Here is a 22,859-nt window from a genome sequence, read left to right as displayed (position 1 = left end):
CTCATGATTCTTTCCACTCCTATTGAAAAAATCCCGAATGTTGGCCTGGCTTACCGAAAAAGATTGAAAAAAATAGGGATTAAAACAATTAGGGATCTACTCTTTCATCTTCCTCATCGTTATGAGGATTTTTCGAATATAATTAGAATTTCGGAAATAAAATTAAACGAACCTTGCTGTATCCAAGGAAAAATCTTAGAAATCAACAACAGTAGCACCTGGAAAAAAAGAATGACTTTAACACACGCCGTTGTTTCAGACAAAACCGCAGCCCCAGAACCAAAACAAGGCTCGGTTCGGGGTGCAGCAATAAAAGTTGTTTGGTTCAATCAGCCATATCTAGTCAGGGTTATTAAGCCGGGAGATTGGGTATGTCTGGCCGGAAGAGCAGTTATTGGAAAGGAAGGTCTTTATTTGTCCAATCCAACCTACGAAAAAATCTTTCGAACTACCCGCCCTTGGCGAGGCTCGCCTCTGGCTACGCCAGAGGCGGCAGGCCACAAACTACAAACTACAAACTTAGTCCATACCGGCAGAATTGTGCCTGTTTATCCTGAAACCGAAGGACTAAGTTCAAGATGGTTAAGATTTATTATTAAGCCTCTTCTGGGTAGTTTAAAAAATACAATTCCAGAAACTCTGCCGGAAAGAATTAGAAAAAAACATAATCTACTTGATTTAAAAATTGCTCTCTGGCAGGTTCATTTTCCAGATTCAATTGCTTTAGCTGAAAAAGCAAAGCAACGCTTCTCTTTTGAGGAGCTTTTTTTAATCGAGCTTTTGGTGATTAAAGAAAGAATAAAATTAACTCAGAAAAAGGCCTATCAAATTTCTTTAAATCTTCCTCTAATTAAAAAGTTTGTTGCTTCTTTGTCTTTTAAGCTAACAAATACCCAAAGAAAATCAGCCTGGCAGATTTTAAAAGACTTAGAAAAACCAAGGCCAATGAACAGGCTTTTAGAAGGAGATGTGGGCTCTGGAAAAACGGTGGTAGCTACAATGGCAGCTCTTAACGTAATGAAAGCTGGTTATCAAGTAGGTTTTATGGCGCCGACTGAAATTTTGACCAAACAGCATTTTCAGGAAGTATCCCGTTTTTTAAGGAACTTTAATTTGAATATTGGTCTTTTGACCGGTAAAGAAGATAAATTTATTTCAAAAAAGTTAAAAAATGATACCATAGAAATTTCGCGTCAAAAAATTTTAGAAAAAACGGCCAAAGGAGAAATAGATCTTCTAATCGGCACTCATACTTTAATCCAAGATAAAGTGAAATTTAAAAATCTGGCTTTAGTCGTCTTAGATGAACAGCATCGTTTTGGAGTAGAACAAAGAGCTAAGCTCTGTAAAAATCAAAAAAAACAAGAAAAAATTATTCCTCATTTATTATCAATGACTGCCACCCCCATCCCCCGCACCTTAGCCCTAACTATTTATGGAGATTTAGATTTATCTTTAATTACAGAATTACCAAAAGGAAGAAAAAAAATAATCACTAAAGTAATTAAACCCAAAGAAAGAAAGAAAATTTATAATTTTATTGAAAAAGAAGTTAAAAAAGGAAGACAGGCCTTCGTTGTCTGCCCAAGAATTGAGCCCCCCGCTGCTTCCCAAGAAAATAAATTAGATCAAACAAATTACATAAAAAGTGGCGGGAGGTTAAGCTGGGCTGAGGTCAAAGCAGTAAAAGAAGAATACGAAAAGCTTTCAAAAACTATTTTCCCCAATCTGAAGGTAGAACAGCTTTATGGCAAAATGACTCCAAAAGAAAAAGAAAAAATAATGAAAGACTTTAAAGACAAAAAGACAGATATCTTGATATCAACCTCGGTAATCGAGGTGGGAATTGACGTTCCCAATGCCACCATAATGATGATTGAAGGGACAGAAAGATTCGGATTGGCTCAGCTTCATCAATTTAGAGGAAGAGTAGGAAGATCAAAGCTTCAGTCTTTCTGTTTTTTATTCACTGATTCTCCAGCTAAAAAAACTCAGCAGAGATTAAAGGCTCTATTGGATTCTGAAGATGGATTTAAATTAGCTGAAAAGGATTTAGAGATTCGGGGACCGGGAGATTTCTCTGGTACCAGGCAATGGGGAATTCCAGACTTAGTAATGTCTTCTTTAAAAGATATATCGTTAGTTGAAAAAACAAGACAAGCCGCCAAAGAAATATTAGAACAAGATCCCGCATTAAAAAAATATCCCCTACTTCAAAAAAGAGTAGAAGAGCTCCGAGAAAAAGTGCATTTAGAATAAATTACTTCCGTACTTTCTCGGTGGGCCAAAAACCCATATATTTTCCCAACATTAAACGAGTTTGAGCCTCTAGGGCCGGAAGGGTGGTGAAAAATATCATCGTGAAAGGAAGTAAAAACCACTGAAGAAATAAAAATAGATATTTAAATCTACCGTATTGAGGGGGTTTTGGCGGAAGCAAAAGAAGGCTAAGATAAGCAGAAGAAATAAGACCTGCCATAGCTACGGTTAAAATCCGGCTGGTGATCCTTGGCAAATTATAAGAAATAAGAGTCTGGCTGAATTCAGCTCCCCCTAGAATCAAAGGCAGCCAGCCAAGAATAAAAATTAAAAAAGAGGCTGTCGCCCAAGACCAGTGGCCTTCGATTAATTCAAATCCCAAAGATATTTTCTTAGAAATAGGGATTTTTTTATTTTTTATAAAACCGAAAAGGAAATAGGGAATATCGGCCACACCGTAGGCCCATCTTCTTTGTTGCTTATAAACGTTGATTACAGTCCTAAAAAAAGTTCTGGCAACATTGGCATCCATTGAAATCGGGTAAAAAATTGGTTGAACTCTATAGTCTCCGTCGTTTTTTAAAAAACACTGCCAAAAAATTCTGGAATCATCAGAAACAACATCGGTCTGCCGAAACCCGACATCAACCAGGGTTTTAAAGCTCATTGAGTGAGAAGAAAAAGTGATTAATTTTTCCGGCCTTCCTTGATTCATAGTGTGCCAAAATGTTGAAGAAAAAGAAAAAATCCTGGAAAAAGAAGGAGCTTGCCAAATGTTGTTAATAAAAAGAGGGATTGGTTGAAAACTAGTCTTGGTTGGATCTTCAGAGGTCAAATAATAGTAAGTTAAACAGCTAAAATATTTCGGGAAAATTACTGTGTCTGCATCAAAAGAAGAATAAATTATATTTCCATATGGAATTTTCGTGCCCGCCCAAGTTTTCTTTGAAAATTTGGGTGGATGAAGATCAATTATCTTTTCTTTCGCCTTTCTGACTGCCCAGGTTTCGTTTGCTCCTTTTCCGGCCATCTCGCCTGGCAAATTTTGAGGATGCCAAGTTATTAAAAAATTGAAAAATTTATCACCGAATTCATTTTTAATTGCTCTGGCTATTGGCTGAGAATATTCTTTCGCTCTTTCCTCGCAGGCTAAAACAATAATCATTTTATCTTTTGGGTAATCTGAATTCACTAAAGACAAAAAGCTGTTTCTGATAATTTCCAATGGTTCTTTATACATTGGCAAAACAACAAGGTGATAGATATCTCGCCAGCCGCTAATTGTTGATTGCTTGTCCGCCCAAGTTTCTTTGAAATTTGAGAGGGTTAGCTGGTTTAACCTCTCTATCCAATCAATATTCTCGTTTTCTCGCATTATCTTATATCCAGACCTTAGATAAAAAGAAAGATAAATTGTTCTAAAAAGCCAAAATAAAACATAAATGATAATAAAAATGGTGATCCAGACAGGTTTCAACCAGGAAAGTAAAATAATCAAAAATAATGTTCCCCAAGAAAAAGCGCCAGGAAAAATTTCCAAAAGGCGGTAAAGAATTCTTTCTTTAGTGTCTTTTAAGTCTGAGGCTTTAGCAATATTAAGATAATATTTTTCTTCCATTTTTGCTTCTATTTTAACTTCATTTGTAAGAAAACAAAAGCCCTAAACCAAAAAATCGCTTTCTTGGCGATTTTCTGATTAAGTTATATTTATAGACCTCTCGGTCGGCCTCGATACTGCGCTGACTGGTGCTTGGGACTTAGGATTTGAACCTTTAGATTCAGAATAAAATTAAATTTTGCGGCCCCAAGGGGAATCGAACCCCTCTTTTGTCCTTGAAAGGGACATGTCCTGACCGATAGACGATGGGGCCAAGTATCATTATTTTAGAAGAAAATTTACAAAAAATCAAGAAAAAGTTAGAATAATGAATATGAAACTTCTGTCAAAAGCCTATAACCCAAAAGAAGTAGAAAAAAAAGTATATCGATTTTGGAGAAAATCTGGATTTTTCAATCCTGATAAATTGCCGGGCCAAAGAAAGAAAGCTTACACGATTGTTCTGCCCCCACCCAATATTACAGGAGAACTCCATATGGGCCATGCCCTTAATGCTACTATCCAGGATATTTTAATTCGCTGGAAACGTCTTCAGGGATTCAAAGCTCTCTGGCTGCCAGGGACTGATCATGCGGGTATCGCCACCCAAAATGTAGTGGAAAAAGAATTAAAAAAAGAAGGCAAAAACCGGTTTGATTTAGGCCGGGAAAAATTTATAGAAAGAATCTGGCAGTGGGAAAAAAAATACGGAAATATTATTTTGGAACAGCTAAAAAAAATAGGGGCTTCTTGCGACTGGTCAAGAACCAAATTTACTTTGGATAAAGATTATGTTAAGGCCGTAGAAAAAGCTTTCTTACATTATTACGAAAAGGGCTGGATATATCGCGGAAAAAGAGTTATAAATTGGTGCCTGAGGTGCCAAACCAGCTTATCTGATCTGGAATTAGAATATAAGGAAAAGAAAGGTCATCTGTGGTATATTAAGTATCCTTTGGTTCGAAACTCGAAACAAACTACAAACTACATAATCGTCGCAACAACCAGGCCAGAAACAATGCTCGGAGATACGGCTATAGCTGTTAATCCAAAAGACAAAAAGTATAAGGATTTAGTTGACCGAAAAGCTATTCTGCCTTTGGTTAATAGAGAAATTCCAATTATTACAGATCCCATGGTTGATTTAGAATTCGGGACAGGAGCTGTAAAAATAACCCCGGCCCACGACCTAAAAGATTATGACATTTCTTTGAGGCACTACCTTCCTGTCGTTCAAGTTATTGATGAAAAAGGAAAAATTACAAAAGAAGCTCCTCTACCTTACCAGGGATTATCTGTTTTGGAAGCTCGCCAAAAGATTATTAAAGATTTAGAAGAAGAAGATCTGTTAGAAAAAGTTGAGGATTATTCTCGCCAGATTCCGGTCTGTTATCGATGCGATACTATGGTCGAGTTGATTCCTTCTGAGCAATGGTTTTTAAAAATGGAGAAATTAGCCAAAATAGCAGAGAAACCAGTCAGGGAAGGAAAAATCAAGTTTCATCCCAAAAGTTTTGAAAAAGGATATTTCAGCTGGTTAAAAAATATAAAAGATTGGTGCATTTCCAGACAGTTGTGGTGGGGCCACCATTTGCCTATTTGGCAGTGCCAAATAGGCAAAAATAAAAAACCAAAAATAAAAAACCAAAAATTAGACAAAGAAAAATATTTCATTTCTCTAAAAAGGCCGGGGCGTTGTCCAATTTGTAAAAAATGTAAACCAAGGCAGATTGATGATGTCCTTGATACCTGGTTTTCTTCTGCCCTCTGGCCTTTTACTACTCTGGGCTGGCCCCGTCTTCGCCAAGGCTCAGGTTTACAAGCCAAAAAGAGAAAATCTGACTTAGACATATACTACCCTACTGACGTTCTAAGTACTGACCGGGGAATTATAAATCTCTGGGTAGCAAGAATGATTTTTTCTGGAATGGAATTTATCAAAAAAATCCCTTTTAAAAACGTTTATATCCACGCCACGGTTTTAACCAAAGAAGGAAAAAGAATGTCGAAATCGCTTGGTACCGGAATAAATCCTATAGAACTTATTGAAAAATACGGAGCAGATGCCACCCGTTTTGGTATTAGTTATCAAGTTATGGGCGGTCAAGATATTAGATTTGTTGAAGATAATATTGTAATGGGTAGAAAATTTTGTAATAAGATTTGGAATGCCTCGCGGTTTATTATGATGAACAAACTACCCCTGATCAATGTTGATTCGGTGCGTCGGTTTACGCTAAAAAGTAAAAATTTAACCTCAGCCGATAAAAAGGTTCTTAAGTCTTTGGACACAATAACAAAATCAACAAATAAAGATTTAGAGCGATTTAGTTTTGGCCAAGCAGCTCATAAGCTCTATGGTTTTTTCTGGCACGACTTTTGCGATATTTATATAGAAAAATCCAAAAGACAGCTTCAATCTGCGGGCTTAAAGCTCCAAACTTCGGAAATTTTAATTTATGTATTATTAACTTCTCTGAAACTTTTGCATCCTTTTGTTCCGTTTATTACAGAAGAAATTTATCAAAAATTGCCTCTTAAAAATAAAAAGAAATGCTTGATGATCGAAGAATGGCCAAATTAAACTGTTACATTGTTAAATGGTTACATTGTTAAATGGTTAAATTAATAAAACAATGTGGCAATGTAGCAATGTGGCAATGTAGCAATTGATTTTTCTTCTCTATATCGTTCTTGGCTTAGCCCCCAGTATTATCTGGCTTCTGTTTTTTCTTAGAAAAGATGTGCATCCTGAATCAAACCGAATGATTATCTTAGTTTTTCTGCTGGGAATGGCAATAGTTCCTTTGGTAGCTATAGCAGAATGTATTCCAATCGGATTTCACCCAGAAGGTGGAGCAATAAAATGTTTTCTGCCTTCATTCTTTAAAGATTTTCTTCCGTTGGGAGGCCTTCTTTATATCTTTTTGGGCGTAGCTACAATTGAAGAAATTGCTAAATTTTTAGTAATAAAAATAAAAGTCCTCAAAAGCTCAGAACTTGATGAGCCCTTAGATATTCCTCTTTATATGATAATTGCGGCCTTGGGTTTTGCGGCAGTTGAAAATATCCTTGTTTTATCCTTTCCCGAAAAACCGCTTTTAATTAAGGAAGCCTCGATAATCATTGCCTTTCGTTTCGTCGGGGCCACTTTTTTACACGCTTTAGCTTCTGGAACTCTGGGTTATTTTCTGGCCAGATCATTCTTTACACCCAAACAAAAAAGGAAATTATTATTTACAGGATTCACCCTGGCTATTGTCTTGCATGGCCTCTTTAATTTTTCTATAATAAAGATTGGGGAAAACATGATGGTTAAAAACGGACAGATAATTCTAGTTAACCCGCAGATATTCTATTTTTCTCTTTCCGCTTTAATAGCTATTCTAGTTGGCTTGGCTGTCTTTGTAACTTTTGGCTTTAGGGATTTAAAAAAGTTGGCCAGTATTTGTAAAATAACCACTAATCAAAGCGCTAATTCAAATCACTAATTATCACGAATAATCATTAGTGAATATTTGTGAAGAGATTCGTGATAAATATCCGTGGTATATGACATCTTTTTTCGAAAAATTAAAGGGGGGGGACGCCGAAAAGAAAGAAGTGGAAACTAAAGAAAAACCGAAAAGAAAACCAAAAGAAGTGAAAGTAGAAAACGATGAAACTCAAAAAGGGTGGCCAAAACAAGAAGGACAATTAGCTATCGATGTTTATCAAACAGATTCCTATATTGTTATCCAGGCTCCCATTGCCGGAATCAGAAAAGAGGACCTAGATATTTCTATTGAAAATGATGTAGTCATTATTAGGGGTGATAGAAAAAAACCTTCTGAAGCTGAAGAAAAAAAATATTTCTATCAAGAATGTTATTGGGGACCATTCTCAAGAGAAATTATTTTGCCTGACGAAGGAGACCCTTCAAGGGCTGAAGCCTCAATGAAAGAAGGAATTCTAACTTTAAAAATCCCTCGAATTCAACGAGAAAAAACAAGAAAAATTAAGATTAAAGAATGAAATAAACCAAATCAACGATAAAACCGCCACCTGAAGGTGGCGGTTTTTTTGCATTAAATCAAATGCAAGCTTTAAGATTGTTATCATCGAAATCTGGATACCATTTTAGCGGTTAAATACTCGATAGGGTTAAAGTTATCTGTAAGTAAATAAGCTGAATTAAAATCTAAATTCTCAAGCCTTATTAGTTTCTCCGGAAGTTGACGGATAACTTTATTTTCATTAGCTAAAATTTCCTGGCTAGAAAAATCTATCTTTTGATTATCATCTTTAAGTCCAAGGAAAATAAAATTTTGGGCTCCTTTTTTATCGGGAGAATCAACGGCAAAGAAATAGCTGCTTGGAAAAATCAATCCAAAGGTTTTCATTTCAGAAAGAATCAGCTGATTGGCTTCCCCATCAAGCATTCCGATGATATTCATCATAAAAAAACCGTCTTTTAAGAGTTTGTTTTTTGATAACTGAAAAAATTCTTTGGTTGTGAAATGAACGGGTACAGAACTTATCGAATAATAGACGTCTGTGAAAATGAAGTCATAAGTTTCTTTGGTATCATGCAGAAATCTTCTTCCATCGGCAACATAATTAAATAGTCTTTCATTCTCTCTGAGTCCGAAATATTTTTTAGCCAAAGAATAAAGCTCCGGCTCTATTTCAACAACATCAATTCTTTTAATGTTATTTGATTCAGAAAGAAGTTTTTTTGGTATAGAATAAGCTCCTCCGCCTAAAAATAAAGCTTTTTCAGATTGAGGATTTAAAATTTTATAAAGGACGTAATATTTAGTGTACTCGAAGGGCAGTTCATCACTGTCTAAAAAAATTCCTCCTTGTATAGAATAATTATCGGTTTTTAAGACCCGAACTTTTTTGTTGGCGATTTTGCGGTCCTCAATTGTTATTTTGCTGTAAAGCCCTTCTTTTTGGAAAATAACCTGCTCTGATTTCGGTAAAGATAAAAAGCTGAAAGATAAAACAAATATCAAAAATACTAAAAATAAAAATAGTTTGTGCCCTTTGAGAAAATTCTTATATTGCCCTGGTTTAGAAAATAACAATCCCAAGGTCCCAATTATAATAAGCGCCAAGCCGGTTGAAATAATGATAATATTTATGCCAAAAGAAGGAATAAGAAAAAAGCCGGCAGCGAAGCTTCCGGCAATGCTTCCCAATGTTGACCAAAAAAATACACTTCCTGAGATCCGGCCTATTTTTTTCCCGTTTTTCTCTCTCAAACTCTTTAGCTTGATGGCGAAGGGCGACATCATTCCTAAAATTAAACTGGGAAAGAAAAAAAGAATCAAACTAATAATTGGAGGGCCAATTTTAAAACTAAGGGTATAACCTAATTTTACAAGCAAAATATTGGAAAGGCCTTGAATTAACAACGCAAAAATCCCGGCAATAATAATGAGAGAGAAAAAGACTGAATATTTTGGATATCTGTCGGCTAAAATTCCTCCGAAATAATATCCCAAACTTAATGCCCCCAGCACCACTCCGATAATGCTTGAAGTGCTATAAAGAGTATTGCCAAAATAAGGAGCGAGGATACGAAAGGCTGTTACTTCAATTATAAGAACCGCTCCTCCGGTAATAAAAACAATGCAGAAAATAAGGTTTCTCTTAAGAAAATTCATTCTAAATTTGGTCTGATGTTATTTATGATATTTTGCTTGGTGCCGAGGACTATATCGCACCTTTTAGCTTGATATTCGGGAAGAGATAAGTCCTTCCCCCACCCGGTATTCATCACCGGACGAACCCTCACGTCTTCCTAAATTTTTATGCCCCCGAGAGGATTTGAACCTCTACCCCTTTCGGGACATGGTCCTAAACCATGCATGTCTGCCATTCCATCACGGGGGCAAATCTTGGCGGGCGTGTTTTCCAGCTTGCCTCGCACCAGAGCAAAGCTCGGTGCGGGGTTCCGCCACTCCGATATAAAAGATACGAAATTTCACCACCCTGATTTTTAATTATTCTATCTTATTGAGATAAAAAAAACAATCCTCCTTCAAATAAAGGAGGATTGTAATAAAGATAATTTAATCTTTAAAGCAAAATAAGCTCTGCCATCTTCTTGCCGATATTCATTATGAGCTATAATCTATACTTGGCTCAAGATTTATGCTGCGATTCCAAGGACAAATCTGACTAAGAAAACAAGCCCCCTGGCTAGAAAGGCAATTGCTATTCCAACTAAAGCATACATAAGGCTTTGTCTGGCAGAAGTCACCCTAGCTGGGTCTCCACCTGAAGTCAAGAACTGAAAAGCGGCAAGAATAATGAAAACCATAGCTATCGCTAAAAGAATAGCGAAAAGCCAGTTGGCAAGATTGTCAATTATGGCTATTATGTCAGCTGCCGCTGTTATCGTCTCAGGGATTCCTTCAGGGGGTGCTTCCAAGCCAGCTAAACCAACCACAGGAAAAGCCAAAATACTGAATAAAACTGAAGCTAATAAAATCTTTTTCATTTTTGGTAAATTTTAGTTTTTATTACAATAAATCGACCTTTTTATGTTGTTACTCCTAAAATCTCTCTTAAAACAAGAATCAAACCTCTGCTTAATAAGATAATAGCATAACCAATTAAAGTGTAAAGGATTATCTTTTTAGCGGTAGCTATCTGCTGAGGATTGCCAGCTGAAGTTACAAAATAGAAAGCAGCAATAACTATCATTAAAGGAGCTAAAACCGTAGCCACCCAAAAGATAAAGTTGATAATTCCATCGATTAAATCTTCGAGGCTGTCAGAAGCAAGAGGATTATCAATAATTACATCTGCCCCAGCGAAACCTGGCATCAGTAAAAAAGAAAGTAAAAAATAAGAAAGAATTATTGTTTTGAAAATCCGCATCTTAAATTATCTTACTATGGTTACACTAATATACAAGTTCAAGTCTTTTCGAATAAAAGTCCATAATGATATCCTCCGGCTCCAATTTCTTTTTTAAACTGCAGGCCAAGCTCTTTGGCGATTTTTTTTACTGCCTCTGCTGAAATTTTTCCTTCTTTGGGCCCAAATGACGAATCTACTTTCCAGTCAACAATCAAGATTTTCCCTTCTTTTTTTACAACCCTTTTGGCCTCTTTTACAACTTTCTCCTTTTCTTCAATCTGAAACAAAAGATTAGTTATTAAAACCAAGTCTAAAGAATTATCTTTGAGCCCGGATCCTTTGTCTCTTTCTATATCAGCGCGAATTGTCTTAATATTAGAAATATTCGAAAGGTTGGCTTTTCCTTTCAGGGCAGAAAGGGGTTCCTCTAAAACATCTATGGCATAAACCTCTCCCTCTTTTAAAATTTTAGCTAAAGGAATAGCCCAACCCCCGGAGCCTGAACCAAAATCAACAGCTGTCATTTCTTCTTTAAGATTAAGCTGTTTCAAAATTTCTTCTGGTTTAAGAAAGCCTTCCATGGTTTAAATTTCTAATTTCTAAATCCTAAACAATATCTAAATTCTAAACACGGGTTTGAAGCATTAGAATTTAGGGTTTTGAATTTGTTTCGGATTTCGCTGTCGCTTGCGACTCCCCGAAGGGTTGCTTTCGGATTTAGAATTTTATCTATATACAGGTTGCAGAAGCTACCTTGTCTCCTGTATCTAATCTCATAATTCTTACTCCCTGGGTGGATCTGCTCAATTTGGAGATTGAGCTGATTTTAGTCCTTATTACCTGGCCTTTCTGAGAAATAACAATTAAATCCTCTTCCCGGCCGGTTAAAATTCTTGAAACTATCAAATCACCGGTCTTTTGGGTAACTTTAGCGGTTTTAATCCCAGATCCCCCTCGATTCTGTAATCGATATTCTTTCAGGTCGCTTTTTTTGCCAAATCCATTTTCAGTAACCACTAATAAATATTCTCTTGCTTTTTGCTCTTTGTTTTTTGTTCTCTGTTCTCTGTTCTCTGGGCTCTGGGCTTTAATTACTTCCATCCCTATTACCTCATCTCCCCCTTTCAGCCTGATGCCTTTAACTCCTGCGGCCTGCCTCCCCATCTCTCTGATTGTTTTGCCTTTAAAACAAATAGCCTGGCCCTTTTTTGTTATCAAAACCAACGTATCTTCCTCTTTTATCTTCGAAACCTTCTTTAAAATGTCTCCCTTTTTCAAAGTGATAGCTAAAATCCCCGACCTTCGAACGTTTTCAAATTCTTGGACTTTAGTTTTCTTTATTATACCTTCCTTGGTTACCATGGCTAAATATTTTATCCCCATCTCCCCATTCTCCTTCCCTAAAGAAATCAAAGATAGAATCTTTTCCTGAGACGAAATTTCTAAGAAGTTCAGCAAGCCCCTCCCCCTAGCCAGTCTTTGGCCTTCGGGAATCTCATAGGCGGGGGTTCTAAAGACCTTTCCTGAATCGGTAAAGAAAAGTAAAAAATCATGGGTTTTAGCTACTAAAAAATGCTCCACAATATCGTCTGAAATAGTTTTCATCCCCACAATGCCCTTTCCTCCCCTTTTCTGAATTTTATAAGTAGAAGGGTTGATTCTTTTGATATAACCTCCCTGAGTCAGAGTAATGATTGTCTCTTCCTGGGGAATTAAATCTTCCAAGGCCAGCTCCCCGACTTTCTGCGGAACTAATTTTGTTCTTCTTTCGTCTCCGAATTTCTCTTTTAATTCTTTCAGCTCTTTTTTAATCACCCCTTTTATTTTCTGGGGGCTTTTCAAGATGGCTGTCAATTCTTTGATTTCTTTCTTTCTCAGAGCAAGCTCTTCTTCAATTCTTTTTCTTTCTAATTTGGCTAAAGACGAAAGCTTAGTTTCCAAAATAGCATTAGCTTGAATTTGGGTTAATTTAAACCTCTTCATCAGGTTTTTCTGAGCCTCTTCTCGGTTTGATGAATTTCTTATTGTTTTAATAACTGCATCTATCCTGGATAAACATTTGTGTAACCCTTCTAAGATATGAGCTCTTTCTTTGGCTTTATTTAAATCAAATTTGGTCCTTCGAGTAATAACTTCTTTCCGGTGCTGAAGGTAATAATTCAAAATTTCTTGAAGATTCAAAACTTTAGGCTGAATACCATCTACCAAAGCAAGAAGGTTTAAGTGGAAAGTTCTTTGTAAATCAGTGAATTTATAAAGACGGTTTAAAACTTTCTGAGGAAAGGTACCTTTCTGTAAATCTAGAACAATTCTCAATCCCTCTCTGTCTGATTCGTCGCGAATATCCCTTATCCCTTCAATCTTTTTTTCCTGAACCAAATTAGCGAATTGTTCAACCAGGGTAGACTTCTGAACCTGGAAAGGAATTTCGGTAATAACAATTTGCAATTTGTCAGATTTCTCTTGTTCAACAATATCTACTTTGCCACGGACAACAATTGGACCCCTGCCCTGAGAATATCCCGAGATTATGCTTTTTTGATCATAAATTATGCCGCCAGTTGGAAAATCGGGGCCTTTGATAAATTGAAAAAGATCTTCAGTGGTCGCCCCGGAATGATCAATAAGATAAACCGAAGCATCGATAACTTCGGATAAATTATGAGGAGGAATATTAGTTGCCATACCTACGGCAATTCCTAAAGAACCATTTAAAAGAAGCTGAGGCAGGGGTGAAGGTAAAACATGAGGTTCTTTGGTCGTTCCGTCGTAGTTTTCAACAAAATTAACCGTATTTCTCTCAATATCCTGCAGCGTAACTTCTCCGATCCTGGAAAGACGCGCCTCGGTATATCTCATGGCTGCTGCCTCTGACGGATCATCAATGCTTCCAAAATTACCCTGGCCTTCTATCAAAGGATATCTTAATGAAAAACTCTGAGCCATCCTAACCAAGGCATCGTAAACCGCCGTGTCTCCGTGGGGATGATAACGACCAAGACAAGATCCAACTACTGTTGCTGATTTTCTAGATTTTGCATTATGAGTTAAACCGTCCTCCCACATCGTATATAAAATCCGACGGTGAACTGGCTTTAAACCATCTCTAACATCAGGCAAAGCCCGAGAAACAATGACTGACATTGCATAGTCAATATAAGATTCCTTCATCTCTTCGACAATTTCCCGGGGTTTAATATGGCCTATTTCCCGCCCTTGGCGAGGCTCGCCTCCGGCGGCAGTATTGAATTTTTGAGACTTAGCAGCCAATGATTATATGGTTACAGATTACATGACCAATGATATAAAATTCTAATAATCATTGAGTCATCAAACCGTTGAACCGTTTATTCTATTATTTGCTCTTTAGACTCTTTTATCAACTCCTCTTCCAGTTTTTTGAATTCCTCCTCGCTAATCTCTGGGAATTCCGGCAGTTCAATTTTTGGAATATTCTCCAGGTCCTCTCCAAATGTTGAAGGTTTCAATTGCTCAAACATTTTTCTCGGTTCTACCTCCTTTATTCTTGTCTTCACGCCCTGAATCCAGGTCAATAGAAGAATTATTCCTATAATTACGATGGTAACCCAAAAAATAATTTTTCTAATGTGTTTAGGTTGATTCTGGATTCTTGCTAAAATGTTCATCTTGGTTAGCAATTCAAGACGATAATTTTTGTCCCATCTTCCGGTAGGTCTTTTTTCTTAAGAGAAAATTTTGATTGAGGGGTAATTCCTTTCTGGCCCATTGTTTTAAGAAATTTATCTAAGTTTTCTAATTTTGATTTTAGTTTTAATTTTGGTAATTGATAATGCATAGGAATCACTATTCTTGGTTCAATTTGGGAAATAACCCTGGAGGCCTCCTGACCAGAGATTGTATAAACTCCTCCTACCGGTATCATTAAAATATCACAATCGCCAATTTTTTCTATCTGGCCCGGTGTTAGTTCTTTTTGGCCAAAATCTCCCAAATGACACAGCCTTATTCCTTCCGTCTCTATAGTATAAATAGTCACCCCTCCCCTTTCTTTCCCCTGGACCTTGTCGTGATAAGCAGCAATTCCTTGAATGAAAACTCCCTTAATCTCATATTCGCCAGGACCCTGAATTAAAAAAGGTTTTCCCCTGATTACTTTCGTATTATTATGATCATAATGATCATGGGTAATCAACGAAATATTAGCTTCAACTGAACGAACCCTCAGACCAATCTCTTCTGAAAAAGGATCGATAGCAATACTTAGTTTTTCCTCTTTTCTTTGACTGGTAATGATTTGAAAAAAAGCATGTCCATGCCAAATAATCTGCATAAGCGCTTCGTTAAAACCAAAAATTAAAAATAAAATATAAAAAATTTTGCATTTTAACGTCTTTATTTTTTATTTTATAACCCTATTTGAATCTTATCACAATTCTTTTGCTAACTCAACTATTGAAAAAAATGGGGAGCCGTGATAAGCTAAACAGTATGAAAAATATTTTAGAAGACAAAGAAGATTTATTAAAACCGCTGCGAGTAGGTAAAATTGTTGAAGGAAAAATTATTGGAATTGACAGGGCGACGACTTTTTTGGATTTGGGTATTATGGGAACGGGTATAATCTATGGAAGAGAATTTATTGAAGCTAAAGAAATATTAAGAGGGAAAAAAATTGGCAACAAAATATATGCCAAAATAATTGAATTAGATAATGAAGACGGTTTCATTGAATTATCGGTTGCTCAGGCAGGAAAAGAAATCGCTTGGCAGGAATTTTCACAACAACGAAAAGAAGGAAAAATAATAAAAGTTAAAATTATTAAAGCGAACAAAGGAGGCCTAATAGCCGAAATAAAGGGTATCTCAGCTTTTTTGCCTGTTTCTCAACTGGCGCCGGAGCACTATCCCAGAATAAAAGGAGGAGAAACTTCTCATATTTTAAGAGAGCTTCAAAAATTTATTGGCAAAGAACTGGAGGTTAAAATTCTCGATTTAAACCAAAAAGATAATCAGCTTATTTTGTCAGAAAAAGCAAAAGAAGCTGAAAAAATAAAAGGGATTTTAAAAAACTATAAAGTCGGTAATATAGTCGATGGAGAAATCACCGGAATTGTTGATTTCGGCGTTTTCATAAAATTTTTACCCTCCGACCTTCGTCGGCCGAAGCCGACTACGGTCGGCGAAGGCCGAAGCCCTTCGGCGAAAGAAGGTCCTCTTATTCAAGACAAACCCGCCAAAGCTCCAACTTCAATCAATAATACCTTCTCCCTTGAAGGCTTAATCCATATTTCAGAGTTAGACTGGAAAATTGTTGAAGACCCTTTAGAGATAGTCAAAATTGGTCAAAAAGTAAGGGCAAAAATTATTGAAATTTCAGATGATAAAGTTTCTCTTTCATTAAAAGCTTTGAAAAAAGACCCCTGGGAAGGCATTGAAAAAAAATACAAAAAAGGAGGTGTTGTTTCAGGCAAAGTGAGTAAATTAAACCCTTTCGGTGCTTTTGTCCGGATTGCTCCTAAAATCCAAGGGCTTTGCCACATTTCTGAATTTGGTTCTCAAAAGAAAATGGAAGAAGATTTAAGGATTGATAAAAATTACAATTTTAAAATTCTCTTAATTGAACCGAAAGAGCATCGAATGACTCTCCGGTTGGTAAGAGAATAGGTAGGTTATCTTGAGGGTCAACCCTTCACCCTTAGCCAAAGGTGAAGGGTTGACATTAAGTCTATGTTTGTTAAACTAAAAGAGTTTAATCTGTTGAAAGAGTTATGTCCGTTGGAAAACGGACACTTTTTATAAAGATAAAAAACTAAAAATAAGAACCTGACTTCGTCAGAACCTTGCCTCCTCACTCGTTCGTGAATAAATGAATACATTCATTTATTCGTCTCGCTCCGTTCGGAGGTAAAAAAACAAAAATATAAAAACCCAAAAATATTTTTTATATTTTATTTTAGCGAAGCGCTTATGGACATCAAATCTTTTATTTCAGCCATCTCTCAAATTGTCGAAGAAAAAGACATTCCCCGAGAAACGGTTAAAGAAATTACAGAACAGGCAATAGCTGCAGCCTATAAAAAAGATTATGGAAAACGAGGACAAAAAATTTTAGCTGAGCTTAACCTTGAAACTGGTAAAACCAAATTCTGGCAAGAAAAATTGGTGGTCAACCAATCGATGATCCTTTCGGAAGAAGAATTGGTGGAAAAAAAAGAAGAAAAAGGCCAGATGCAAGAAGAAGAAAAAAAAGTCCGGTTTAATCCAGAAAAACACATTCTTCTTGAAGAGGCGAAAAAAGAGAACAAAAAAATAAAACCAGGGGAAGTGCTTTCAATTCCCTTGAAAGTTAAAATAGATTTTGGCCGAATTGCAGCTCAAACTGCAAAACAAGTCATTTTACAAAAGATTAGAGAAGCGGAAAGAAGCGTGATTTTCAGGGAATATAAAGACAAAGAGGGAGAAATAATCTCAGGAATAGTCCAAAGAATTGAAGGTGGGAATGTCTTTCTAGATATTGGTAAAACTTTGGGAATTTTGCCCACAGAAGAACAGGTCCAAAAAGAATTCTATCGGCCGGGCCAAAGGCTCAAAGTCTACATTTTAAAAGTAGAAGACAATCCTAAAGGACCAGCTGTCTTTCTTTCCCGAGCTTATCCAAAAATAATTTCCAAACTCTTTGAGTTAGAAGTGCCGGAAATCAGCCAAGATCAGGTCCAAATCAAATCAATCGCCAGAGAAGCAGGGTCCCGATCGAAAATTGCGGTTTTCTCTCAAACAGAAGGAGTGGATCCTATTGGATCAGCGGTCGGACAAAGAGGAGCAAGGGTAACGGCAGTAATTTCAGAACTAGGAGGAGAAAAAATTGATATTATCGAATATTCAGAAGATCCAGAAAAATATATTGCCAATGCCTTAAGTCCAGCTAAGGTTCAAGAAGTAAAAATTCTTCCAAAAAATAAAGCCTTAGTCATGGTTCCGGAAGATCAACTGTCTTTAGCTATCGGTAAAAATGGTCAAAACGTCAGATTAGCTGCCAAGCTGACTGGATGGAAAATTGATGTAAAAAGTTCAGAAGAAGCAAAAAAAGAAGAAGTAAAAATCGAAGAACCCGGGAAAGAGGAGAAACCCGGAGAAGAATCAGAAAAAGAACCTTCTTTCGCTTCCACCTCCGCTAAAGCTCCCGCCGACGCTGAAGCTTTGGCGGGCAAGTCGGCGGACAAGAAGGCTTCGGAGGGCAAGGAAAAACCGAAAAGGAGATCAGCCTCTTCGGCGGATGCGCCGAAGAAGCGCAAAAAGAAAAAAGAAAACTCTCAAAAAAAATAGTTTTAATTTATTATGATTTTTATAATTGCTATAATTTCTTCCATCTCCGCTATAATTTTTGCCCTTTTCCTGAGTTGGGAAGTTCAAAAAAGTTCTTCAGGATCGAAAAAAATGATTGAGATATCAGAAGCAATCCGAGAGGGGGCCAAAACCTTTCTGAAAAGGCAATACAAAACAATTGGCATTGTAGCTTTAGTCATATTCTTTATCCTTTTAAAATTCCTCGGCCTAAAGTCCGCTTTGGGGTTTTCGGTTGGAGCTATATTTTCCGCTACATCTGGAATCTTGGGAATGATGGTTTCTACTCAAGCCAATGTCAGAGTAGCAGAGGCTGCCAAAAAAGGATTGGCTTCGGCCTTATCTCTGGCTTTTCGAGGGGGATCAGTAACTGGTCTCTTGGTGGCTGGACTTGGACTCTTAAGCGTCTCTGGTTTTTATTTTTTGACCAAAGACTTGACTGCCCTGATAGCTTTAGGGTTTGGCGGAAGTCTAATTTCTATTTTTGCTAGATTAGGAGGGGGCATCTATACTAAGGCTGCTGATGTAGGGGCTGATCTGGTTGGAAAAATAGAGGCTGGTATTCCTGAAGACGATCCCCGAAATCCAGCTGTAATTGCAGACCAGGTTGGTGACAATGTTGGTGATTGCGCCGGAATGGCAGCTGACCTCTTTGAAACTTATGCTGTTACTTTGATTGCCGTCATGATTTTGGGTAATTTAATTTTTCTCGGTCAATCCCAAGCCATTCTCTTGCCCATCCTGCTGGCTACCATTGCTCTCATGGGTTCAGTAATTGCTGTCTTTTTCGTCAGGCTCGGCAAAAACCAGAATATAATGGCAGCTCTCTATCGAGGACTAATTGGAGCCGGCCTCATTTCAGCTGTCGGTTTCTATCCTGCAATCAAGGCAGCCGAGATTGAGCTCTCTCTTCCTTCATTTTCTCTTTATTTTTCAGCCTTAGTAGGTTTACTAATGACGGCTTTTGTCTTTTTAATTACTGAATATTTTACTTCAACAAAATACCGTCCAGTAAAAACCATAGCCAAAGCGTCTGAAACCGGCCATGCCACCAATATTATTGCGGGTCTCGCTGTTGGCATGAGGTCTACGGCGCCTATTGTAATTCTGATTTCTTTAGGAATTTTAATTAGTTTCTGGCTGGGAGGAATTTACGGCGTAGCTTTAGCCACCCTAAGTCTTCTTTCTCTTACCGGTATAGTTATCGCCATTGATGCTTATGGCCCTATTACTGATAATGCTTCGGGTATTGCTGAAATGGCAGGTTTGGACTCTAAAATCAGAAAAGTTACAGACTCTTTAGATGCTGTTGGCAACACAACCAAGGCTATCACCAAGGCTTATGCTATAACTTCAGCCGGCCTTGCTGCCATAATTCTTTTTTCTGTTTATACTCAAGAATTACAGGGATTGGGGTTTAAAATCCAATTTTCTTTAGGAGACCCGAGAGTTTTGGTTGGGCTTTTTATTGGCGGGTTATTGCCCTATCTTTTTGCCGCCCAAGCCATGGAAGCTGTGGGTAGGGCCGCCTCAAAAGTGGTTGATGAAGTTAGAAGACAATTTAGAGAAATTAAAGGATTAATGGAAGGGAAGGCCAAACCAGACTATAAAAGATGCGTTGATATTGTTACCAAATCTGCTCTAAGAGAAATGATTTTGCCTGCTTTGCTGCCGGTTGTTACCCCCGTTTTAATCGGCTTGGTTTTAGGACCAGAAGCTTTGGGAGGGCTTTTAATCGGTTCAATCATTACTGGTCTTTTTGTGGCAATATCTATGACTTCAGGGGGAGCCGCCTGGGATAATGCTAAAAAATATATTGAAGAAGGGAACTTGGGCGGCAAAGGTTCTTTTGCCCACCAGTCAGCTGTTACCGGCGACACGGTTGGTGACCCCTATAAAGATACTGCAGGGCCTGCTATTAATCCCATGATAAAGGTTTTGAATATAGTCGCATTACTAATTGTCGGATTTTTAGTCTAAAAACCTTAGATTTTAAGGGTGATTAGAGAGACAGTCCCAAGACTGTCTCTCTAATCCTTTGTTTTGGGAATATCTCTATATTTTTATGGATTTTTCAATAGAAAAATTACCAAAATCTCAGCTTGAAATTAAAATTCAAATTTCGGCTCCAGAATTTCAAGGTTTTATTGATAAAGCAATTTTCCAGCTCGGCCAGAATCTTAAGGTTAAAGGATTCCGCAAAGGAAAAGTGCCAAAAGAAATTATAGAAAAAGAAATTGGTCAGGATAAAATTTTAAAAGAAGCTGCCCAACTGGCTATTAGAGAAAATTATCTTAGGGTTATTTCTAAAAATAAAATTACAGCTGTGGCTAATCCAAAAACTGAAATTCTATCTTCTCTCCAAGCAGATAAAGAACTATTGTTTAAAGTTAAAATTTCGGTTTTACCAGAAATTATCCTGCCAGATTATAAAAAAATTGCAGTTTCCTGTAAAAAGAAAAAAGTTTTAGTAGAAGAAAAAGAAATTAAAGAAGCACTCTCGTTTCTTCAACGCAGCCGGGCAAAATTTAGCCAAATTGCCAGGCCAGCCCAAAAAGGAGATTTTGTTGAGATTGAATTTTCTTCCCCCAACATTGAAGGAGGCGCAAAACAAAAAGATGCTTTTTTGTTGGGTCAAGGCCGTTTAATCCCTGGTTTTGAAGAAAAACTAGAAGGAATGGAAGCTAGCGAGAAAAAAACATTTTCCCTGCAGTTTCCAAAAGAACATTTCCAACCCCCCACTACTTTTATGGAAGGGGGGGCTACCCAAACAAACGACACTAAAAGCGGTGGGGGGTTAGCTGGCAAAGAGGTGAATCTTGAGGTTAAAATGATATCTGTTCAGAAAATGGAGCCCCCAGAAATTAACGACCAGTTTGCCCGGTCTTTGGGTCAATTTGAGAATGTCGCTGCTTTAAAACAAAATATTATTCGAGGATTAAATTTAGAGAAAGAAGGCCTTGAGAAACAAAGAATTCACCGGGAAATCTTAAAAAAAATAATAGAGAAAATTTCCTGGGAAATTCCCCAGGTTTTAATTATAGCAGAGGAAAATCGAATGCTTGAGAATTTTAAAAAAGAGATAGCTGACAAATTCCAGATTAGTTTTGAAGATTATTTAAAAAAAGTCAATCAAACAGAGGAAGCTGTCAAACAGCCTCTGCGTCAAGAAGCGGAAACAAGGATTAAAGGATTTTTAGTTTTAAATAAGATTGCAACAACTGAAAATATCGAAATTACAGAAGAAGAAATTAAAAATAGAATTGACAAAGTTCTGAGCAATTATCAAGATATAAAAGAGGCTAAAAAACAACTTGACCTGGAAAAATTAAAATTATATATTGAAGGTGAAATAAGAAACGAAAAAACTTTTGAAAAGCTTGAGAGTTTTTCAGAAAATGATTAAACACTAATAATTATGAATTTAATTCCAACTGTCATTGAAAAATCACAATATGGAGAGCGGGCATATGATATTTATTCCCGGCTTTTGAAAGACAGAATAATTTTTTTGGCAGGTCCCATTATTGATCCTGTTGCTAATTCAATCATTGCCCAAATGCTTTTTTTGGCCAGTCACAACCATAATAAAGAAATTAAGCTTTACATTAATACTCCCGGAGGTTCAGTTACTGCCGGCTTAGCAATTTATGACACTATGCAGTATGTCAAATGCCAAATTTCAACAGTTTGTATTGGTTTGGCAGGCTCAATGGGAGCCACTCTTCTGGCGGCTGGGGCCAAAGGAAAACGTTTTTCCCTACCCAATGCTGAAATTTTACTTCACCAGGTAGCTGGCGGAGTAACCGGTGAGGCTATAGAAATAGAAATAACTGCCCGCCAAATTATTAAAATTAAAGAAAAACTTAATAAAATCTTAGCTCGACATACCGGCCAGCCCTTTGAAAAGATTGAGAAAGATACCGACAGAGATTTTTATTTGTCGGCTCCTGAAGCTAAAGAATACGGAATCATTGATGAAGTAATTAAACCTAAAGGATAAAAAATAAACGAGCTAAATAAAAAAATATTTTAGAAAAAAATTAAACGGCCCGCGCTGAAAGCGCGGGCTATTTGTTAGTAACTTATATTGTTGACAATTACTTTTCTTGCTAAGATAAATTAAACAATTAAAAGCTATCGCCTAGTCATATTATTATCTTTCTTATAAGATATAATTGATGAAGCAATAAACCAACAATAAAATGACTAATTTCACGAATTCAAAGATCTCTTTAGAAAAAAGCTGGAAATTCACTCCTCAGGTTTTGATTTTGATAGTCCTGGGGATTATTGTTATTCTGGGAATTTTAATTTTAATCTGGCTAAAAAAAGAAGCTCCACCTCCAGAAGTTCCTTCACCAAAAGAAGAAACAATAACAGAACAACAATTAAAAGAAATTGAAGAGTTAAGGGAAAAAGCAGGCACTAAACCCTCAACCGAAGAAGAAATGAAGACCCAATTTGAAGAAATAGAAAAAGCTCGCGAAAAACCACCTGTTCTTTCAGAAGAAGAAATCCAAAGACAACTTGAGGAATTAAATAAACTTCGTTAATCTAAATAAAAATAATAAAAAATTGTTGACCTGGTCTTTTGTTATCTTTCAAATAAAGTAATAAAAAGTCAGGGAGCAATAAAAATAATATGTCAAAAGTAAACTACAAAACACTTACCCTAACTTTAGGGCTAATTGCTTTTAGTTTCCTCTTTGTCTGGTATGTCTTTGCTCAATGGACAGAACCTACAGCTGTTCCACCAGGAGACAATGTCCCAGCTCCTTTAAATGTTGGAGGGGTAACCCAATATAAATCTGGGGCCCTT

Annotated in this window: 18 protein-coding genes and 2 tRNA genes; 10 read left to right on the top strand and 10 right to left on the bottom strand. The window is 36.8% G+C overall.

Going from position 1 to position 22,859, the window contains the following annotated elements; genetic code table 11:
• The first annotated feature begins 3 nt into the window (after positions 1–3).
• Positions 4–2,259, top strand: a complete 2,256-nt coding sequence (gene recG, locus ENH66_03685; GenBank protein ID HDZ54769.1) for an ATP-dependent DNA helicase RecG — start codon at positions 4–6, stop codon at positions 2,257–2,259.
• 1 nt (position 2,260) lies between these two features.
• Here the strand turns inward: recG and ENH66_03680 are convergent, their stop codons facing one another.
• On the bottom strand, positions 2,261–3,877 hold the full coding sequence (locus ENH66_03680) for a hypothetical protein (GenBank protein ID HDZ54768.1): 1,617 nt from the start codon (positions 3,875–3,877) through the stop codon (positions 2,261–2,263).
• Positions 3,878–4,055: 178 nt separating this feature from the next.
• A tRNA-Glu gene (locus ENH66_03675) sits at positions 4,056–4,130 on the bottom strand.
• A gap of 54 nt (positions 4,131–4,184) precedes the next feature.
• On the opposite strand from ENH66_03675, the gene ENH66_03670 reads away from it, so the two are divergent.
• The 3 genes from ENH66_03670 to ENH66_03660 all read left to right on the top strand — a co-directional run bounded on the left by ENH66_03670 (position 4,185) and on the right by ENH66_03660 (position 7,870).
• The gene (locus ENH66_03670) at positions 4,185–6,440 is read left to right on the top strand and encodes a valine--tRNA ligase (GenBank protein ID HDZ54767.1); all 2,256 of its coding nucleotides are present in this window, start codon (positions 4,185–4,187) and stop codon (positions 6,438–6,440) included.
• An 85-nt stretch (positions 6,441–6,525) separates the two neighbouring features.
• Entirely contained in the window at positions 6,526–7,347 is an 822-nt protein-coding gene (locus ENH66_03665; GenBank protein ID HDZ54766.1) for a PrsW family intramembrane metalloprotease, read from the top strand.
• A 112-nt stretch (positions 7,348–7,459) separates the two neighbouring features.
• Positions 7,460–7,870, top strand: a complete 411-nt coding sequence (locus ENH66_03660) for an Hsp20/alpha crystallin family protein (GenBank protein HDZ54765.1) — start codon at positions 7,460–7,462, stop codon at positions 7,868–7,870.
• Positions 7,871–7,953: 83 nt separating this feature from the next.
• Here ENH66_03660 and ENH66_03655 read toward each other — a convergent pair whose 3' ends face one another.
• The 8 genes from ENH66_03655 to ENH66_03620 form a co-directional block, all read right to left on the bottom strand.
• Complete coding sequence (locus tag ENH66_03655; GenBank protein ID HDZ54764.1) at positions 7,954–9,510, bottom strand: hypothetical protein; 1,557 nt, start codon at positions 9,508–9,510, stop codon at positions 7,954–7,956.
• Positions 9,511–9,658: 148 nt separating this feature from the next.
• Positions 9,659–9,739 (bottom strand) — tRNA-Leu (locus ENH66_03650).
• Between the two features lie 259 nt (positions 9,740–9,998).
• Positions 9,999–10,349, bottom strand: coding sequence for a hypothetical protein (locus ENH66_03645; GenBank protein HDZ54763.1), 351 nt, complete (start codon positions 10,347–10,349; stop codon positions 9,999–10,001).
• A 41-nt stretch (positions 10,350–10,390) separates the two neighbouring features.
• Positions 10,391–10,732 carry a hypothetical protein gene (locus tag ENH66_03640; GenBank protein ID HDZ54762.1) on the bottom strand — a complete coding sequence of 114 codons (342 nt, stop codon included), beginning with the start codon at positions 10,730–10,732 and terminating at the stop codon, positions 10,391–10,393.
• 38 nt (positions 10,733–10,770) lie between these two features.
• A complete protein-coding gene (locus ENH66_03635; protein ID HDZ54761.1) occupies positions 10,771–11,295 on the bottom strand; it encodes an SAM-dependent methyltransferase in 525 nt (174 codons plus the stop codon).
• A 148-nt stretch (positions 11,296–11,443) separates the two neighbouring features.
• Complete coding sequence (gyrA, locus tag ENH66_03630) at positions 11,444–13,885, bottom strand: DNA gyrase subunit A (GenBank protein ID HDZ54760.1); 2,442 nt, start codon at positions 13,883–13,885, stop codon at positions 11,444–11,446.
• A 176-nt stretch (positions 13,886–14,061) separates the two neighbouring features.
• Complete coding sequence (locus ENH66_03625) at positions 14,062–14,361, bottom strand: hypothetical protein (protein HDZ54759.1); 300 nt, start codon at positions 14,359–14,361, stop codon at positions 14,062–14,064.
• A 5-nt stretch (positions 14,362–14,366) separates the two neighbouring features.
• Positions 14,367–15,026: a hypothetical protein gene (locus ENH66_03620; protein ID HDZ54758.1), complete on the bottom strand. Its 660-nt coding sequence runs from the start codon at positions 15,024–15,026 to the stop codon at positions 14,367–14,369.
• Positions 15,027–15,184: 158 nt separating this feature from the next.
• Between ENH66_03620 and ENH66_03615 the strand changes: the two genes are divergently transcribed.
• The 6 genes from ENH66_03615 (at position 15,185) to ENH66_03590 (ending at position 22,593) form a co-directional block, all read left to right on the top strand.
• On the top strand, positions 15,185–16,360 hold the full coding sequence (locus ENH66_03615) for a S1 RNA-binding domain-containing protein (GenBank protein HDZ54757.1): 1,176 nt from the start codon (positions 15,185–15,187) through the stop codon (positions 16,358–16,360).
• 303 nt (positions 16,361–16,663) lie between these two features.
• Positions 16,664–18,019 carry a transcription termination/antitermination protein NusA gene (gene nusA, locus ENH66_03610; GenBank protein HDZ54756.1) on the top strand — a complete coding sequence of 452 codons (1,356 nt, stop codon included), beginning with the start codon at positions 16,664–16,666 and terminating at the stop codon, positions 18,017–18,019.
• A 12-nt stretch (positions 18,020–18,031) separates the two neighbouring features.
• On the top strand, positions 18,032–20,017 hold the full coding sequence (locus tag ENH66_03605) for a sodium-translocating pyrophosphatase (protein HDZ54755.1): 1,986 nt from the start codon (positions 18,032–18,034) through the stop codon (positions 20,015–20,017).
• An 85-nt stretch (positions 20,018–20,102) separates the two neighbouring features.
• The gene (gene tig / locus ENH66_03600) at positions 20,103–21,443 is read left to right on the top strand and encodes a trigger factor (protein HDZ54754.1); all 1,341 of its coding nucleotides are present in this window, start codon (positions 20,103–20,105) and stop codon (positions 21,441–21,443) included.
• A gap of 6 nt (positions 21,444–21,449) precedes the next feature.
• Positions 21,450–22,040 carry an ATP-dependent Clp protease proteolytic subunit gene (locus ENH66_03595; protein ID HDZ54753.1) on the top strand — a complete coding sequence of 197 codons (591 nt, stop codon included), beginning with the start codon at positions 21,450–21,452 and terminating at the stop codon, positions 22,038–22,040.
• 202 nt (positions 22,041–22,242) lie between these two features.
• Positions 22,243–22,593: a hypothetical protein gene (locus ENH66_03590; protein HDZ54752.1), complete on the top strand. Its 351-nt coding sequence runs from the start codon at positions 22,243–22,245 to the stop codon at positions 22,591–22,593.
• Positions 22,594–22,859 lie beyond the last annotated feature (266 nt).

The sequence above is a fragment of the Candidatus Nealsonbacteria bacterium genome, from assembly GCA_011050465.1.
GTDB lineage: Bacteria > Patescibacteriota > Minisyncoccia > Minisyncoccales > RBG-13-36-15 > RBG-13-36-15.
This window is presented reverse-complemented; position numbering and strand designations above follow the sequence as displayed.

What these genes read in the sequence shown, in the direction of transcription:
- recG (HDZ54769.1), top strand. Translation starts at nt 4, where the DNA reads ATGATTCTTTCCACTCCTATTGAAAAAATCCCGAATGTTGGCCTGGCT.
- ENH66_03680 (HDZ54768.1), bottom strand. Translation starts at nt 3,877, where the DNA reads ATGGAAGAAAAATATTATCTTAATATTGCTAAAGCCTCAGACTTAAAA.
- ENH66_03670 (HDZ54767.1), top strand. Translation starts at nt 4,185, where the DNA reads ATGAATATGAAACTTCTGTCAAAAGCCTATAACCCAAAAGAAGTAGAA.
- ENH66_03655 (HDZ54764.1), bottom strand. Translation starts at nt 9,510, where the DNA reads ATGAATTTTCTTAAGAGAAACCTTATTTTCTGCATTGTTTTTATTACC.
- ENH66_03645 (HDZ54763.1), bottom strand. Translation starts at nt 10,349, where the DNA reads ATGAAAAAGATTTTATTAGCTTCAGTTTTATTCAGTATTTTGGCTTTT.
- ENH66_03640 (HDZ54762.1), bottom strand. Translation starts at nt 10,732, where the DNA reads ATGCGGATTTTCAAAACAATAATTCTTTCTTATTTTTTACTTTCTTTT.
- ENH66_03635 (HDZ54761.1), bottom strand. Translation starts at nt 11,295, where the DNA reads ATGGAAGGCTTTCTTAAACCAGAAGAAATTTTGAAACAGCTTAATCTT.
- gyrA (HDZ54760.1), bottom strand. Translation starts at nt 13,885, where the DNA reads ATGAAGGAATCTTATATTGACTATGCAATGTCAGTCATTGTTTCTCGG.
- ENH66_03625 (HDZ54759.1), bottom strand. Translation starts at nt 14,361, where the DNA reads ATGAACATTTTAGCAAGAATCCAGAATCAACCTAAACACATTAGAAAA.
- ENH66_03620 (HDZ54758.1), bottom strand. Translation starts at nt 15,026, where the DNA reads ATGCAGATTATTTGGCATGGACATGCTTTTTTTCAAATCATTACCAGT.
- ENH66_03615 (HDZ54757.1), top strand. Translation starts at nt 15,185, where the DNA reads ATGAAAAATATTTTAGAAGACAAAGAAGATTTATTAAAACCGCTGCGA.
- nusA (HDZ54756.1), top strand. Translation starts at nt 16,664, where the DNA reads ATGGACATCAAATCTTTTATTTCAGCCATCTCTCAAATTGTCGAAGAA.
- ENH66_03605 (HDZ54755.1), top strand. Translation starts at nt 18,032, where the DNA reads ATGATTTTTATAATTGCTATAATTTCTTCCATCTCCGCTATAATTTTT.
- tig (HDZ54754.1), top strand. Translation starts at nt 20,103, where the DNA reads ATGGATTTTTCAATAGAAAAATTACCAAAATCTCAGCTTGAAATTAAA.
- ENH66_03590 (HDZ54752.1), top strand. Translation starts at nt 22,243, where the DNA reads ATGACTAATTTCACGAATTCAAAGATCTCTTTAGAAAAAAGCTGGAAA.